Here is a 14,843-nt window from a genome sequence, read left to right as displayed (position 1 = left end):
CACGGAAGTTACGGCCGCTTCCTTCTCGACTGCTGCGGCCTGCGTTTCTTTGGCTTCCTCGGTACCCCCACCAAAAAACTTTTTTACTGCGGAAAAAAAGCCCATAGTCTCTCCTTATTTCACTGCGGCCCCGCTCAGGGCCTGCAAAACTTCTTCAAGATCAGCCGCACACGTCTCCACGGCCAGCGCACGCTCCTCACAGCCGGGATCCTCCAGCGCACTGAGCATCTCGCGGGCGCTATCTTCAAGGCGGACAGCTCCCAGACAGGGCGCTGCGGCAAGCAGCATCCGCCCCAGATGGCACAGCCCCTCCAGCTCATCCTCCGCATACAAACGCATCATGAGCATGGGCGCATGGGCAAAGGTCTGGCGGAACAGGGCCGCGGTCATATGCCAGCTTGCGGGGTTCCCCTGCTGGAAATGCCTGCCCCGGATGGCATCCACCGGCAGGGCATCCTCAGGGGCGGCGACATCCTCACCGGAGGCGGGCCGCCATTTCCGGTCCTCGGCTTTTTCCGGCTCCGGATCGCCCTGTTTGCGCAAAAGTTGCAGCCCCAGGGAATGCAGGCGCCTCAGATCGCCCCAGTGCCAGTACAACGCCGCCAGAAAAACACTGAGCAGCAGGGTGTTGATGAGGAAACGCCAGGTCTCGCGCTGCATGACCTTGTCCGAACCTTCCTGCACCAGACGGCGGGCAAGATAGACCTCCACCGTGCCCACGGGCTGCCCTTCCCTGCGCAGCGGGCTCATGCCCTGCACGGTGTTCTCCGTGATCTCGCCGTCCCAGGGCACGGCCTCCCAGTGTTCATTGCGGCGCTGGCCGGAAAAAAGGCTGTCCCCCACCTGTACGGTCACGGCGTACAGGCGCTGGTCTTCCATGAGCCCCGTGACCAGGGCGTCCGTGGAAACGGCGGTGAGTTCCCCGTGCAGTCCCAGCAGATGGGTGAAACGGCTGGCCACACGGCCTGCCTCGTTCTGCAGACGGTTCTGTGCGGCCTCGCGCTCAGCCACGATATTCCACGCTGCCTGCGCCAGAAAGAGCAATACGGCCAAAAGCCAGCAGGCCAGGGCCACCCAGCGGCGGTATCTGGTCAGGAAAATAAGAACTGACCGCTTCACGAGCGGGAATCTCCTTGCAATTTTGTGCGCAGCTTATGTGCCAGCATGCGCATATCGGCATCCCCGAGCAGGACGAGGACACCTCCCCAGGCACAACATCCGGCCCCTACGGACAAGACCAGCGCCACCACTGCGGGCACCCCGGGCAACAGGACCGGCACGACGGACAACAGCTCCTGCAGCGGGCAGGCCATGCCGCACAGGCGCAGGACCGCCAGGGCCCCTGCGCCCGCCGCCCCTGCGGCCAGCATATGCCGCAGGCAGGCCCTGCCGTCCAGCAGCGCCGGCGCGGGCAACAAAGGCCGCAAATGTCGACGCAGCCCCCGCCAGAGCCAGAAGGTCTGTCCCCACAGGGCCGCGCTGGCCGCCGCAGCCGGCAAACAAAAATATATGTCCCTTGCCATACTATGTAACAGCCACGCCCCGCCTGCAAGCGTAAAAACAACGGCAAGCAGCGAGGACAAGGCCGTCAGACGGACGTCGCCCAAGGCATTGCAGCCCGCCAGCAGGCAGCGGCTCACCGCGCAGGCGGGCAGGCAGGGCAAATACGCCCAAAGGGCCAGGGTCACCTGCCGCACCCCCGCGGCATCGAATTCCCCGTGGTGCAGCAGCACGTCCACGAGGCAGGGGCCCACGGCCCACAGGCCCGCCGCCGCAGGCAGGGACAAGAGCGTGGCCCAGCGCAGGGCCAGGGCCATGTCCCGCTGGAAGGCGGCAAAATCTTTTTCTCCGGCCAGACGGCTCAAACGCGGCAGGCTGGCCATGCCCAGGCAGGTCCCGATCAGGCCCAGAGGCAGCTCCAGCAGGCGTTCGGCATAGTACAGGCCCGCGATCTGGCTGCCCACCGCCAGTCCCATGGCCGCCAGCATCACCAGCTGGGGTGCGGCCGCACCCAGCAAGCCCAGGGGCAGGCGCCCCAGACAGCCCCACAGCTCGCGGCCCGAGGGTGCGGCGGCCGGACGCTTCATGGCGGACACCGGGAAAGCGTGGCGGGCATAGCCCCACTGGGCCAGCCACTGGGCCAGTCCCCCGGCGCTCATGCCCGCGGCCAGTGCCGCCGGAACAGCCTCTGTGCCTCCCGCCAGCCAGCCCGCCAGCATGACGCTGATGACCACCACGTTGAAGATGACGGGCGAAAGCGCGGGCAGCCAGAAGACTTCGCGGCAATGCAGCACCGCCATGCCCAGGGCCGCCATCCCTGCCAGCAAAACATAGGGCAGGCAGAGGCGGAGCAGGCTGCCGCCCTCCGCCAGGGCCTCAGGGGAAAGCGCGGGCGCCAGAAAGGCCAGCAGGTGCGGCGCCGCCAGCATGCCCAGCAGGACAAGGCCGCCCAGCACCAGCACGAGGCGCCGGAACAGGCCGGAGGCCAGAGCGGGCAGCAGATCCTCCCGGCCATGCGCGACATCGTGCCGCACCAGCCAGGCCGTGAGCGTCATGGACAGGGAGCCTTCGCCCAGCAGACGGCGCAGCAGATGCGGCAGGCGCAGGGCCGCCACCAGGGCATCGGCCACCGGCCCGCAGCCCACCAGCCAGGCCATGCCCATGTCGCGCACCAGTCCCAGCAGGCGGGAAAGCAGGGTGAACAAGGCCAGCATCCCTGCCGTGCGGGCCATGCGGGCTCCGCCGGAAGGACGGGAAGCATCGCCATGCGAAATGCTCATGGGCATATCCTTAATAAAAAGACGTCCCGGTACCGGCTGGGACCGGGACCGGGCGAGCGGCAGATCGAAAAACGCCTCCGGCAGGAAAAAAAGCTCCTGCCGGAGACAACTGCGTTACGGTCTGTGCGGATCGCTTTCCGTACGCCAGGCCTGGACAGCGGCCCGGACGGCGGCATCCTTTTCCTCGGGCATGTCCTTGAACTGCTCGGCAAAGACATGGATGCGCGTACCGCCGCGGGGCACGAACAGGCCCTTGACGCGGCACCAGCAGGGTTCGAGCACGGTCCACAGGTCTTCCAGCACCGTGTTGGTGATGGTCTCCATGAAGGACTGGTGGTTGCGGAAGGCGAACATGTACAGCTTGAAGCTCTTGGATTCCACGCACAGCTGGTCCGGGATGTACTCCACGGTGATGGTGCCCATGTCCGGCTGTCCCGTCACCGGGCACAGGGACGTGAACTCGGGAAAGGCGATGCTGATGACGTACGGACGCTGGGGGTAACGGTTGGGGAAGGATTCCAGCAGCGCCGTGCTGGGGCCGCCCTGCAATTCGGGCATCTTGCCGGTCCCCAGCACATGAAGGTGCTGCGTCTGGTCCTGGCTGCGGGTGGTGGACATGAAAACTCCTTTTCTGATCTTGCCGGGCACCGGGAACGGGCCACGGCTGCCGTCCTTGTAACTTATTGTGCTTGCCGCTACAATAGCGGCCGTTATCTGCCGTCCCGGCAGTTTGTGGAGGATGCATGAAACTTTCTGTTGCCTTGCGAGCCTGTTCCGCAGGGGGCCTCATGCCCCTGTCCGTGGCCCGGGTCGCAGGGATGCCCAGCCATCGTCTGGCTTCCCCGCTGGTGCGCCAGTGCCCCTTCATCCCTGTGGGCACCGGCCTGTATGATGCGAACGATGTGGAACTGCTGCGCGTCACGGGCCGCTGCTGGCTGCCCGCCGATGACGGCGGCCACGCCCTGCAATGCCTGATGACCCGCGCCCTGGTGGACCTGCCCGTGGGCGAGATCAGCCTAGAGACGCGGCGCACGGGTCGTGCCCTGGCCTGGGTGACCCTTTCGGACAAGGGCTCCCAGGGCATGCGTGACGATACCAGCGGCCCGGCCATGGCCGCCCTGGTGGGCGATGCCCTGCCCCTGTGCCACAGCCAGGGCTTCCTGCTGCCCGACGACGCGGTGCAGCTGCGTGCCCTGCTGGTGGATCTGGCCCTGAACCAGGGCTATGACGTCATCTGCACCAGCGGCGGTACCGGCGTGGGCCCGCGCGACGTCTCGCCTCAGGTCACGTCCGCGGTGCTGGACTATCCCCTGCCCGGCTTCAGCATGGCCATGATGCAGGCCAGCCTGGCCAAAACGCCCCATGCGGCCATCTCTCGTGCGGTGGCCGGCGTGCTGGGACAGAGCATCATCATCAACCTGCCCGGCAGCCGCAAGGCTGTCGTGGAGAATCTGGAAGCTGTCCTGCCCGCCCTGCCCCATGCGCTGGACAAGTTGCACGGCGATCCCGCCGACTGTGGAGGTTAATCCCTGATGAAACTGCCCAAATTCACCCTGCCCCGTTTTTCCCTGCCTTCCTGCCGGCCGGGGGCGCTGTGCGGACGTTTTTCCGTCCGCGGCTTCGTCTCTTTCTGCCGCATGATCCGCATCGAGCACTCCATCTTCGCCCTGCCCTATGCCTGGGCCGGTTCGGTCATGGCCGCCGGCGGCATGCCGCCGTGGGACAAGATCATCCTGCTGACCATCGCCATGGTGGGCGTGCGCTCCTTCGCCATGGGCATCAACCGCATTTTCGACCTGCCCTTTGACCGCGAGAACCCCCGCACCGCCAACCGCCATCTGGTCACCGGCGAGATCAGCGTGCGCCAGGCCTGGATCTTCTCCCTGGTCATGGCGGCCATCTTCGTGCTGGCCTGCGCGGCCATCAACACGGTCTGTCTCATCCTCTCGGTGCCTGCCCTGCTCTTTGCCGCCGTCTACAGCCTGACTAAGCGCTTCTCGGCCATCTGCCACTTCTGGCTGGGGGCCACCCTTGGTCTGGCGCCGCTGGCCGGTGCCCTGGCCGTGAATCCCGAGGGGCTGGACATGGGCCCCATCATGCTCTTCTTTGCCGTGACCTTCTGGGTGGGCGCCTTCGACATCTACTATTCCTTCCAGGACTATGATTTCGACGTGGCCTTCCGCCTCTGCTCCGTGCCCTCTGTCTACGGCCCGGACACCGCGCTGGCCATCGCCGGCTTTTCCCATGCCGTCACGTCCATCTTCCTGTTCCTGACCGGTATCGCCGCCGGTCTGGCCTGGCCCTGGTATGTGCTCTGGGCAGGTGTGTCCGCCATCCTGTTCTGGGAGCATCACCTGATGCGCCCGCAGGATCTCAGCCGCGTGAACATGGTCTTCTTCACCCTCAACGGCATCATCTCGCCGCTGGTGCTGGTGGGCGTCATCCTGGGAGTGGTGCTCTAAGATGCCGCGCAAAAAACAATATCAATGGGATGTGGAGACCAACGGTCAGGAAGCCCCCGAACAGCTCAGCCGCTCGGCCAAGAAGCGCCAGAGCACTGCCCTGCAGGATCTGGGCGCTGAACTGACCAAACTGCCCGTCAACGAACTGGACAGGCTGCCCCTGACGCCCGACCTGCTGGAGGCCCTGCGCCTGTATGCCCGCATCAGCAACCGCGAAGGCAAGCGCCGCCAGCTCCAGTTCATAGGCCGCCTCATGCGCGAGGTAGACGCCGGGCCGCTGGCCGAAGCCATCGAGGCCCGCAAGAACGGGCAGCAGGCCGACGCCGCCCGTCTGCATCTGGCCGAACAGTGGCGGGAAAAGCTGCTCTCCGCTGCCGAGGCGGACGTGGAGGATCTTCTGGCCGCCTTCCCCTGGCCCGATGCCGAAGCCGCGGGACGCCCGGAGCTGGAAAAGCTGCTGGCCGAAGCCCGCAAGGAAGACGACCGGCGCCCGCCCCATGCCCGTCGCGCCCTCTTCCGGGGCATCATGCGTCTGCTGGAACAACGCTAGGAAACCCCGCTTTTTGGCAGGGGGAAGGGGCCCCTTTTGGAAAAGGCTCTCCCTTCCCCCTGCACCCCCATCCCCCCTAAAACTTTTATCCCTCTCCGTGCGCCTGGCCTGAAGCTGCGGGCTGCGGGCCGCCGGACTGTCTCCGCTCCCTCTGTGGGCAGTCAGCTTGCTCCCTTCTCCCATCCTTGCCGCTCTGCCCTTGCCCGATTTGGCTTTCATTCTTTATTGATGCTGGAACTCACGCAGGTCCTGCCACCTTGCCCTCCGCCTGCACGACACACGCCTTGCCGGGCTGGCTTACGGGGCGCCGATCCCCATTGTTTGCCTGGCCTCCACATACCAGTTCTATGCCGGTACGCATCCCATGCCCGCATGGCGGAGGGGCCATGGAAAGCGTAGCGGTAAGGAGGATATTCCGGCATCCCCTGTGGATGGCCCGGGCAGATAAACCGCCCCTGCCACCTGCACGTCATCGCTTGCCATGCCGGCTGCCGGATAGGCCCATCAATGCCCTTTTCGTATCGGGGGCTGCCGTTTCAGGGAGCATCGCTCCACGAATGCGCCCAAATATCTAGAAACTAGTTAATATATTTCAGTGCATTATCTACAAATAATTTTTTATCGGCAAAAAATGAAAAAATTGCTTGACCCCGGAGGAGTTTTTCCGTAGAAGTCTTCTTCGTTGAGCACGCCCTTGTAGCTCAGTCGGTAGAGTGCATCCTTGGTAAGGATGAGGTCACCAGTTCAATCCTGGTCAAGGGCTCCAGCAAACAACACAACGCCTGTGGAAACATAGGCGTTTTTTTGGGGAAACCCGGACATATAGGACCGCCCTTGTAGCTCAGTCGGTAGAGTGCATCCTTGGTAAGGATGAGGTCACCAGTTCAATCCTGGTCAAGGGCTCCAGAAATTTCAACGCCTGTGGAAACATAGGCGTTTTTTCTTTATCTGCTCCAAGGAGCCTGTCATGCAGATCCCCGTCCCGGTCGCCACAGTCGGCCTGCTGGTGCTCTCCAATGTCTTCATGACCTTCGCCTGGTACGGTCACCTGAAGCACAAGAGCATGGCCCTGCCCATGGTCATCTTCATCAGCTGGTGCATCGCCTTTTTCGAGTACGTGCTGCAGGTCCCGGCCAACCGCATCGGTTACGGCTACTTCAACGCGGCGGAGCTGAAGACCATCCAGGAGGTCATCTCCCTGACGGTCTTCTCGCTCTTCTCCGTCTTCTATCTGCACGAGACCCTGCGCTGGAACCATATCCTGGGGTTCGCCCTCATCGTGCTGGCCGCCTACGTCATTTTCAAGGAATGGTAGCATGGTCAGCACGGCTATCATCCTTTTCTGTACCTGCGCCGCCTTCGTGGCGGGCTTCATCGATTCCATCGCGGGCGGCGGCGGCCTCATCACTATCCCCGCTCTGCTGCTTTCCGGCCTGCCGCCCCAGCTGGCCCTGGGCACCAACAAGGTGGGCTGCTGCCTGGGCACCGGCGTGGCCATGCTCAATTTTGCCCGCAGCAACCTCATCCTCTGGCGGCTGGCCCTGCTGGGCGTGGGCTTTTCACTGGTAGGGGCAGGTATCGGCACCGAGCTGGCCCTCTATATCTCGCCCGACCTGCTGGGCAAGGTGCTGGTGCTCCTGCTGCCCTTCGCCATGCTGGCCACCCTCATGCCCAAGAAGGAGCAAAAAAAGCCGCCGCTCACCTCCGGTCGCCGCTACTGGATCCTGGCGCCGCTCTGCTTCCTCATCGTGGGCATCTATGACGGCTTTTTCGGCCCCGGCACCGGCAGCTTCCTGATCCTGGCCCTGCACTGGGTCCTGCGCATCAGCCTCATCGAAGCCTCGGCCACGTCCAAGGTCATGAACTTTGCCTCCAACCTCGGCGCCATGATCCTGTTCATCTGGAACGGCGCCGTCATCTGGAGCGTCGGTCTGCCCATGATGGCCGCCAACATCGCGGGCAACTGGCTGGGCAGCCGTCTGGCCATCAAGGTCGGCACCGAAGCCGTGCGCCGCTTCCTCTGGGTCTCGCTCTCCCTGCTGCTGGCCACCCTGATCTGGCGCTTCTTCATTTCGCCCTACCTCATCGGAGCCTGATCCTCCCTCCCTGCTACCAAGCCGGCAGCCATACGCTGCCGGCTTTTTTGTTACGGGAGCCGAACGGAGAAAGCCCCGCATGCCTCAGGGTATGATGATTGATTGCACAACCATCATGTGAAAAAAATATTTATTGCTTGCCCATGCCCCGCCACAGTGCTAGAGCAGGAGAAAAACGCCCTTGCGGGCAAAAGGAGTCCTGTATGCTGAAGCGTATCGTTCCTCTTGTTCTGGCTCTCGTTCTCTGCGCCGGTCTGGCCCAGGCCAAGACCAAGGCCCCCGCGACCCAGCTCCCCGGCGACCTGACCCTGGCCGAAGCCCAGAAGGTGCTCGATGCGGCTCTGGTCAAAGCCAAAGCCCAGGGCGTGCCCATGAATATCGCCATCGTGGATGCGGGCGGCAACCTGAAGGCCTTCGTGCGTCAGGACGGCGCCTTCATCGGCAGCATCGACGTCTCCACCAAGAAGGCCGTCACGGCCCGTTACTTCAACATGCCCACCTCCACGCTGGGCGCCGCTTCCCAGCCCGGTCAGGAACTGTTCGGCATCGAAGCCACCAACGGCGGCCTGGTGATCTTTGGCGGCGGTGAGCTGCTGATCCGCGACAACGTCATCGTGGGCGCCATCGGCGTCAGCGGTGGTACCGTGGCCGAAGACACCAACGTGGCCAAGGCCGGTGCCGCTGCCCTCAAGTAGCTTTTTCCCTGTAACGGCAAAGGCCCTGCGGAACGTACACCGCAGGGCCTTTTTTAGTATGCGGGCTGGAGGGGACCGGCAGATACGCAAGGGCCCCTCCGCATCCCTGCTTATGCCATAGGCAAGACAATGAGCGCCAGTACCTTCAGGAGCAAGCCTCTCCGATACGCTTAAAGGCTGGAAGGCGTGCTTCCATAAAAGAAAGGACGCCGCTCAGGCCTTTACCGCTGCTTCCCGGGCACGCCTGGAAGAACGTCCACTCCCCTTTTTGCCTTCCGCCGGGTCATCCAGCTCCGGCAGGGCCCCGCCTGCGATGGCCCACAAATACAGCGAAGCCAGTGAGCCATAGGGCGAGAAGCGTCGACGGTACCGTTCAAAGCGCTCTCGCGGCATCTCTTTGTGCCGGTAGAGCATGCGCAGACCGCGCCGGATGGCCAGATCGTCATAGCTCAGGATGTCGGGCCTCTGCAGGGAGAACAGCAACAGCATCTCGGCCGTCCAGACTCCTATGCCCCGCAGGGCGGCAAGACGGCGGCAGACTTCGGCATCGTCCAGAGCGGCCATGCCCGGCAGATCCAGTTCCCCGTCCACCACCTGCCGGGCGATGCCGCGCATGTAGTCCACCTTGCGCGCGGAAAGTCCCAATGCCTGCAAGGCGGCCGGAGGCTGGGCCAGCAGGGCCTGCGGTGTGACCTCCCCCAGCAGGGCGCACAGGCGTCCCCAGACCGTGCGCTGGGCAGCCATGCTGATCTGCTGGCCTGTGATGGCATGCATCAGGGCCTGGAAAAGATCCGGCATGACCTCCCGCCGCACCGGGCCGATGGCCTGCATGGCCGCTGCCAGTTTTTTGTCCTTGCGCGCCAGATGCTCCACAGCCGCCTGATCGTAGTGGAAAAAATTCCCTTCCGGCATCACTCGCTTCTCCTGTCTGTCCGGCCTTTTCCGGCCATCGCTCCTGTCCTCCTGATGCCACGCACGGGACAAAGCGACCCACCTTCTCAAAAGAAGGAACGCTCTCTCCATTTGCCGGGGATGCCGCTGCCGATACATCAACGATAAGAGAGGGCCTGCCCCGGCATGAGCCGTCACCACGCTTGCCCCCGTATCCCGGCCACCGCCCCGGACGTCCGGAGGAGCCGGACGCCTTTTGCCCCAAAACAAAAAAGGACGGGAAAAGATCCCGTCCTTTTTTACTGTCATTGCCTGCCGGCTAGTTCTTCAGGCTGTGGATGGGGGCCGGGATACGACCACCCAGGCCGATGAAGGCACTGGCGTCGCCCTTGGGCACGGGGATGATGGCCGCCTTGCCCAGCAGGCCGCCGAAGCTCACTTCCTCGCCCACGCCCTTGCCGGGCACGGGGATGACGCGCACGGCCGTGGTCTTGTGGTTGATCATGCCGATGGCCATTTCGTCGGCGATAAGGCCGGAAATGGTGCTGGCCGGGGTATCGCCGGGGATGGCGATCATGTCCAGGCCCACGGAGCAGACGCTGGTCATGGCTTCCAGCTTTTCCAGGCTCAGCAGGCCGGAGGTGGCCGCCGCCTCGATGCTGGAGTCTTCGGAAACAGGGATGAAGGCGCCGGACAGGCCGCCCACGGAAGAGGAGGCGAAGGCGCCGCCCTTCTTCACGGCATCGTTGAGCATGGCCAGCACGGCCGTGGTGCCGGGCGCACCGATGCTGGACAGACCCACGCTCTGGAAGATCTCGCCCACGCTGTCGCCCACGGCCGGGGTGGGAGCCAGGGAAAGGTCGGCCACGCCGAAGGGCAGGCCCAGACGCTGGGCCACTTCGTTACCGATCATCTCGCCCACACGGGTCACCTTGTAGGCCGTGCGCTTGATGACTTCAGCCACGTCCAGCAGGGTCATGGGCTTGCCGCCGTTGCGGCTGTGCTCCAGGGCACGGTCGATGGCCTTCTTGACCACGCCGGGGCCGGAAACGCCCACGTTGATGACCACGTCGGGCTCGCCCACGCCCAGGTAGGCACCGGCCATGAAGGGCACGTCCTGCGGGATGTTGGCGAAGACCACCAGCTTGGCACAGCCAAGACCGCCGCGGTCGGCCGTGGCCTGGGCCACCTTGAGGATCTGTTCACCCATCAGGGCCACGGCATCCATATTGATGCCGGAGCGGGAAGAGGCCACGTTGATGGAGGAGCAGATGCGGTCCGTGGTGGCCAGGGCTTCGGGCAGGGCCTCGATGAGGGCACGGTCGCCGTTGGCGAAACCTTTTTCCACCAGGGCGGAGAAACCACCCAGGAAGTCGACGCCGGCTTCCTTGGCCGCTTCGTCCAGGGCCTGGCAGACGCGCACCATGCCGTCGGGGCCGAAGGGGGCCCCCACCACGGCGATGGGGCTGACGCTGATACGTTTGTTGACCACCGGGATGCCGTACTTGTCGCCCACTTCGTTGCAGACGTTGACCAGCTGGGAGGCATAGCGGTGCAGCTTGGCTTTGACGTTGCCGGTGAAGAGGTCGATGTCGTGGCTGACACAGTCGAACAGGCTCACGCCCAGGGTCACGGTACGCACGTCCAGATGCTCGTTGCGGAGCATGTTGAGCGTATTGATAACTTCGCGTTCAGAAAGCATGGATATTCCTTATGATACTTGCGGAGGCGGTCCTGCCGCGCTCCGGGACGGACGGGATCCTAGAAGGAGCCGATACGATGGACGGCTTCGAAGATGTCGCGGTGCTGCACGCTGACGCGCAGGCCCTGGGCCTGGCCTTCGCTGGCCAGCTCGCGACGCAGGCGGCCGAGGTCGGCATTTTCGGGGACCTTGACCTCGAACACGAACAGGGCGTGGTTGCTGTGATCCTGGCCCAGGACGGCCTTGAGGCTGTCGATGTTGACACCGTGACGGGCAAAGACGCGGCTCATGGCGGCGATGAGGCCGGGGCGGTCGGGGCCGTCCACCGTGACTACGAAGGGCTGGCTGACCACGGAGTCTTCCCAGCGGCCTTCCACGGCCGGGCGCACCAGCACGGAAAGGTCGAGCTTGGCATCCACCAGGCCCAGGGCCAGCTGGGTGTGCAGGGATTCTTCCGTCACGTTTTCAGGGGCCTGGACGATAAAGATGGCCGCGAACTCACCGCAAAGGATGGTCTGGGTGACCTCGATAATATTGCAGCCGGTCTGCCCGAGGATCTGGCTTACCGCGGAGACGATGCCGGGGCAGTCCCGGCCGAGAAAGGAGATGGTCAATTTTTTCATGTTTGGTCCTTGCGGGGTTACGTTTTGAAAACGGTAAACTATGCTTCAATGAAATTCAAGTATGACCACTTTATCATTTTCCCGGCCGAAAGGCACCCTTCCACAGCAGAGGTCCCCCGGCCCGGAACCTTGACGACGGGGCCTGAATGGCATACCTCTAGCCATTCAACCGTTGAGCCCGAAAGAGGGCCGGGCCATGCCCGAAGCAGGAGTTTGCAGTGGAAAACCGGGAAAAGAGTCCTAAGAAGCAAAAGATCAAGCTGAATACCAAGTCGCAGCACGCCGCCTATTTCATGCCCATGCTTGAGGGCTTTGCCGAGCGCGACATGCTCAACGAAGTCATCAAAAACCGCGTCGTCAAAGCCTGTGACCTGCTGGACGCCGGTGTGCCGCTGTTCCCCAATGATTTCCGCAAGGAACATGCCGTCAGCTGGGTGCTGGACAATTTCGGCAGCCTGAGCGCCGAGGAGCTGGAAGCCAAGGGGGACGTGTTCGCCATCGCCGGCCGCATCGTCTCGCTGCGTTCCTTCGGCAAGGTGGCCTTCTTCCACATCATGGACGAGAGCGGCCGCATCCAGTGCTATGCCAGCCGCGAAGAGCTGCCCGAAGAAGTCTATAATGTAGTGAAGAAGCTGGACGTGGGCGACATCGTCGGCGTGTCCGGCCATCTTTTCCACACCAAGACGGGCGAGCTGACCATCTCCTGTCGCAACCTCAAGCTCATCACGCGCTCCATGCGTCCCCTGCCGGAAAAGTATCACGGCCTCAAGGACATGGAGACCCGCTACCGTCAGCGCTACGTGGACCTCATCGTCACCGAGCGCGCCCGCGAGATCTTCCGCAAGCGCAGCATGATCGTGAGCGAGTTCCGCCGCTTCCTCGAAGAACGCGGCTTCATGGAAGTGGAGACTCCCATGATGCAGGCCGTGGCCGGTGGTGCCGCCGCTCGTCCCTTCGAGACCTATCACAACGCCCTGGACCTCAAGCTCTACATGCGCATCGCGCCCGAGCTGTACCTCAAGCGTCTGCTGGTGGGCGGCTTCGAGAAGGTCTTCGAACTCAACCGCAACTTCCGCAACGAAGGCATCGACACCCGCCACAACCCGGAATTCACCTCCTGTGAGTTCTACTGGGCCTACGCCAACTTCCACGACCTCATGGACCTGACCGAAGAGCTCTTCGCCCGTCTGGCCAACAAGGTCTGCGGCGGCACGGTCATCACCTACCAGGGCCAGGAGATCGACCTCACCCCCGGCAAGTGGACCCGCATGTCCTTCTACGAATCGCTGACCAAGATCGGCGGCCACAGCCCCGAATTCTACAACGACTACAACAAGGTGCGCGACTACATCCGCAGCCGCGGCGAAAAGGCCACCGACAGCGAGAGCCTGCCCAAGCTGCACGCCAAGCTCTTCGACCTGGACGTGGAAGAGAAGCTGATCCAGCCCCACTTCATCTACCACTATCCCACCGAGATCTCGCCCCTGTCGCGCCGCAACAACGAGCATCCCGACCTGACGGACCGTTTCGAACTGTTCATCACCGGTCGTGAACTGGCCAACGCCTTCTCCGAGCTCAACGACCCCGTGGACCAGCGTCTGCGCTTCGAAGAGCAGGTGCGCGAGAAGGAGGCCGGCGACGACGAAGCCCACGCCATGGACGAGGACTTCCTGCGCGCCCTGGAATACGGCATGCCCCCAGCAGCCGGCGAAGGCATCGGCATCGACCGCCTCGTCATGCTGCTGACGGACTCCGCCTCCATCCGCGAAGTCATCCTCTTCCCGCTGCTGCGTCCGGAGTTCTAAACAAGCATGCGCATGCCCTTTGAGCTGTTTGTGGCGCTGAGATACCTGTTCTCGCGCCGCAAACAGACCTTCATCTACATCATCTCCATCATGTCCATCCTGGGCGTCGCCCTCGGCGTCGGCGCCCTGGTGGTGGTCCTGGGCGTCTACAACGGCCTGACCACCGACATGCGTGACAAGATCATCGGCGCCAATGCCCACGGCATCGTCATGTCGTATGTGCCCGCGGCCTTCCAGCAGCACCCCGACCTGGTGCAGCGGGTGGAGGCCGTGGAACATGTGCGCGGCGCCACGCCCTTCATCTATACGGAAGTCATGCTCTCCGCCGCCGGCGGCGTCAAAGGTCTGGTGCTGCGCGGCATCGATCCCGAAAGCGCGCCCAAGGTCCTGAGCATGCTGCGCGAGATCCGCCGCGGCTCCGTGGCCGACCTGAAGCGTGAGGGCACGCCGGGCATCGTCATCGGCGAGGAGCTGGCCAAACGTCTGGGCATCGGCCTGGGCAGCCGCGTCAACCTGCTCTCCCCCTCCGGGGAAAAGGGCGCCACCGGCTATTCGCCGCGCATCCGTCCCTTCGAGGTGGTGGGCATCTTCAAGACCGGCATGTTCGAATACGACGCCACCCTGGCCTTCGTGGACCTCAAGGCCGCGCGCGACATCCTCGGCCTGCCCGACGGTTTCCTGACCGGCATCGAGATCATGGTGGACGACGTCTACAAGGCCGACGCCATCGCCCAGAGCGTCCAGGACACCCTGGGCTCCCCCTTCTATGTGCGCCACTGGATGGAGATGAACGCCAACCTTTTCGCGGCCCTCAAGCTGGAAAAGATCGGCATGTTCATCCTGCTGACCATGGTGGTGCTCATCGGCTCCTTCTCCATCGTAACCTCCCTGGTCATGCTGGTCATGGAGAAGACCCGCGACATCGCCATCCTCATGTCCATGGGCGCCACCCGTTCCATGATCCGCCGCATCTTCATGCTCCAGGGCACCATCATCGGCTTCGTGGGCACCCTGCTGGGTTACGGCATGGGCCTGAGCCTGGGCTGGGCGCTGAAGCGTTACCGCTTCATCAAGCTGCCCGAAAACGTCTATACCCTGGACCACCTGCCCATCATCATCACCTGGCAGGACGTGCTCATCATCGGGGCCAGCGCCATGCTGCTCTGTTTCCTGGCAACCCTGTACCCGGCGCGGCAGGCCGCACGCCTTGAGCCCGCGGAAGCCCTGCGCTACGAGTGA

General features: G+C 63.7%; 14 protein-coding genes and 2 tRNA genes. 10 read left to right on the top strand and 6 right to left on the bottom strand.

Going from position 1 to position 14,843, the window contains the following annotated elements; genetic code table 11:
- Window positions 1-114: 114 nt before the first annotated feature.
- The 3 genes from DESPIG_RS10475 to queF all read right to left on the bottom strand — a co-directional run bounded on the left by DESPIG_RS10475 (window position 115) and on the right by queF (window position 3,398).
- Window positions 115-1,119 (bottom strand): hypothetical protein, encoded by a 1,005-nt coding sequence (locus DESPIG_RS10475; RefSeq protein WP_006008389.1) that lies wholly within the window; start codon window positions 1,117-1,119, stop codon window positions 115-117.
- Complete coding sequence (gene murJ, locus DESPIG_RS10470; RefSeq protein ID WP_040369826.1) at window positions 1,116-2,780, bottom strand: murein biosynthesis integral membrane protein MurJ; 1,665 nt, start codon at window positions 2,778-2,780, stop codon at window positions 1,116-1,118. The genes DESPIG_RS10475 and murJ overlap by 4 nt, the downstream gene beginning before the upstream one ends.
- Before the next feature lie 114 nt (window positions 2,781-2,894).
- Window positions 2,895-3,398 (bottom strand): preQ(1) synthase, encoded by a 504-nt coding sequence (queF, locus tag DESPIG_RS10465; protein ID WP_006008387.1) that lies wholly within the window; start codon window positions 3,396-3,398, stop codon window positions 2,895-2,897.
- 125 nt (window positions 3,399-3,523) lie between these two features.
- Between queF and DESPIG_RS10460 the strand changes: the two genes are divergently transcribed.
- From DESPIG_RS10460 to DESPIG_RS10425, 8 genes are all read left to right on the top strand, one after another.
- Complete coding sequence (locus DESPIG_RS10460) at window positions 3,524-4,306, top strand: MogA/MoaB family molybdenum cofactor biosynthesis protein (RefSeq protein WP_147589021.1); 783 nt, start codon at window positions 3,524-3,526, stop codon at window positions 4,304-4,306.
- Window positions 4,307-4,417: 111 nt separating this feature from the next.
- Entirely contained in the window at window positions 4,418-5,242 is an 825-nt protein-coding gene (locus DESPIG_RS10455) for a 4-hydroxybenzoate octaprenyltransferase (protein WP_006008381.1), read from the top strand.
- Window position 5,243: 1 nt separating this feature from the next.
- Window positions 5,244-5,792: a ribosome biogenesis factor YjgA gene (yjgA, locus tag DESPIG_RS10450; protein WP_040369825.1), complete on the top strand. Its 549-nt coding sequence runs from the start codon at window positions 5,244-5,246 to the stop codon at window positions 5,790-5,792.
- Window positions 5,793-6,482: 690 nt separating this feature from the next.
- Window positions 6,483-6,558, top strand: a tRNA-Thr gene (locus DESPIG_RS10445).
- Window positions 6,559-6,622: 64 nt separating this feature from the next.
- Window positions 6,623-6,698 (top strand) — tRNA-Thr (locus DESPIG_RS10440).
- Between the two features lie 61 nt (window positions 6,699-6,759).
- Window positions 6,760-7,107 (top strand): DMT family protein, encoded by a 348-nt coding sequence (locus tag DESPIG_RS10435; RefSeq protein ID WP_006008375.1) that lies wholly within the window; start codon window positions 6,760-6,762, stop codon window positions 7,105-7,107.
- A gap of 1 nt (window position 7,108) precedes the next feature.
- Entirely contained in the window at window positions 7,109-7,888 is a 780-nt protein-coding gene (locus DESPIG_RS10430) for a sulfite exporter TauE/SafE family protein (protein WP_006008374.1), read from the top strand.
- 203 nt (window positions 7,889-8,091) lie between these two features.
- Window positions 8,092-8,583, top strand: a complete 492-nt coding sequence (locus DESPIG_RS10425) for a GlcG/HbpS family heme-binding protein (protein WP_006008373.1) — start codon at window positions 8,092-8,094, stop codon at window positions 8,581-8,583.
- Window positions 8,584-8,796: 213 nt separating this feature from the next.
- Here DESPIG_RS10425 and DESPIG_RS10420 read toward each other — a convergent pair whose 3' ends face one another.
- From DESPIG_RS10420 to DESPIG_RS10410, 3 genes are all read right to left on the bottom strand, one after another.
- Window positions 8,797-9,495, bottom strand: coding sequence for a DNA-3-methyladenine glycosylase family protein (locus DESPIG_RS10420; protein WP_040369824.1), 699 nt, complete (start codon window positions 9,493-9,495; stop codon window positions 8,797-8,799).
- 298 nt (window positions 9,496-9,793) lie between these two features.
- Window positions 9,794-11,176: a PFL family protein gene (locus tag DESPIG_RS10415; protein WP_006008366.1), complete on the bottom strand. Its 1,383-nt coding sequence runs from the start codon at window positions 11,174-11,176 to the stop codon at window positions 9,794-9,796.
- 59 nt (window positions 11,177-11,235) lie between these two features.
- Window positions 11,236-11,799, bottom strand: coding sequence for a glycine cleavage system transcriptional repressor (locus DESPIG_RS10410; RefSeq protein WP_006008363.1), 564 nt, complete (start codon window positions 11,797-11,799; stop codon window positions 11,236-11,238).
- 293 nt (window positions 11,800-12,092) lie between these two features.
- Between DESPIG_RS10410 and lysS the strand changes: the two genes are divergently transcribed.
- Together lysS and DESPIG_RS10400 are read left to right on the top strand one after the other, a co-directional pair.
- Window positions 12,093-13,604 carry a lysine--tRNA ligase gene (lysS, locus tag DESPIG_RS10405; protein WP_370684895.1) on the top strand — a complete coding sequence of 504 codons (1,512 nt, stop codon included), beginning with the start codon at window positions 12,093-12,095 and terminating at the stop codon, window positions 13,602-13,604.
- A gap of 12 nt (window positions 13,605-13,616) precedes the next feature.
- On the top strand, window positions 13,617-14,843 hold the full coding sequence (locus DESPIG_RS10400) for a lipoprotein-releasing ABC transporter permease subunit (RefSeq protein WP_040369957.1): 1,227 nt from the start codon (window positions 13,617-13,619) through the stop codon (window positions 14,841-14,843).

The sequence above is a fragment of the Desulfovibrio piger ATCC 29098 genome, from assembly GCF_000156375.1.
GTDB lineage: Bacteria > Desulfobacterota > Desulfovibrionia > Desulfovibrionales > Desulfovibrionaceae > Desulfovibrio > Desulfovibrio piger.
Note: the sequence above shows the minus strand (reverse complement) of the source record. Positions and strands in the feature narration are given on the sequence as shown.

What these genes read in the sequence shown, in the direction of transcription:
- DESPIG_RS10460 (WP_147589021.1), top strand. Translation starts at nt 3,524, where the DNA reads ATGAAACTTTCTGTTGCCTTGCGAGCCTGTTCCGCAGGGGGCCTCATG.
- DESPIG_RS10415 (WP_006008366.1), bottom strand. Translation starts at nt 11,176, where the DNA reads ATGCTTTCTGAACGCGAAGTTATCAATACGCTCAACATGCTCCGCAAC.
- murJ (WP_040369826.1), bottom strand. Translation starts at nt 2,780, where the DNA reads ATGAGCATTTCGCATGGCGATGCTTCCCGTCCTTCCGGCGGAGCCCGC.
- yjgA (WP_040369825.1), top strand. Translation starts at nt 5,244, where the DNA reads ATGCCGCGCAAAAAACAATATCAATGGGATGTGGAGACCAACGGTCAG.
- lysS (WP_370684895.1), top strand. Translation starts at nt 12,093, where the DNA reads ATGCCCATGCTTGAGGGCTTTGCCGAGCGCGACATGCTCAACGAAGTC.
- DESPIG_RS10425 (WP_006008373.1), top strand. Translation starts at nt 8,092, where the DNA reads ATGCTGAAGCGTATCGTTCCTCTTGTTCTGGCTCTCGTTCTCTGCGCC.
- DESPIG_RS10420 (WP_040369824.1), bottom strand. Translation starts at nt 9,495, where the DNA reads ATGCCGGAAGGGAATTTTTTCCACTACGATCAGGCGGCTGTGGAGCAT.
- DESPIG_RS10410 (WP_006008363.1), bottom strand. Translation starts at nt 11,799, where the DNA reads ATGAAAAAATTGACCATCTCCTTTCTCGGCCGGGACTGCCCCGGCATC.
- DESPIG_RS10435 (WP_006008375.1), top strand. Translation starts at nt 6,760, where the DNA reads ATGCAGATCCCCGTCCCGGTCGCCACAGTCGGCCTGCTGGTGCTCTCC.
- queF (WP_006008387.1), bottom strand. Translation starts at nt 3,398, where the DNA reads ATGTCCACCACCCGCAGCCAGGACCAGACGCAGCACCTTCATGTGCTG.
- DESPIG_RS10400 (WP_040369957.1), top strand. Translation starts at nt 13,617, where the DNA reads ATGCCCTTTGAGCTGTTTGTGGCGCTGAGATACCTGTTCTCGCGCCGC.
- DESPIG_RS10455 (WP_006008381.1), top strand. Translation starts at nt 4,418, where the DNA reads ATGATCCGCATCGAGCACTCCATCTTCGCCCTGCCCTATGCCTGGGCC.
- DESPIG_RS10430 (WP_006008374.1), top strand. Translation starts at nt 7,109, where the DNA reads ATGGTCAGCACGGCTATCATCCTTTTCTGTACCTGCGCCGCCTTCGTG.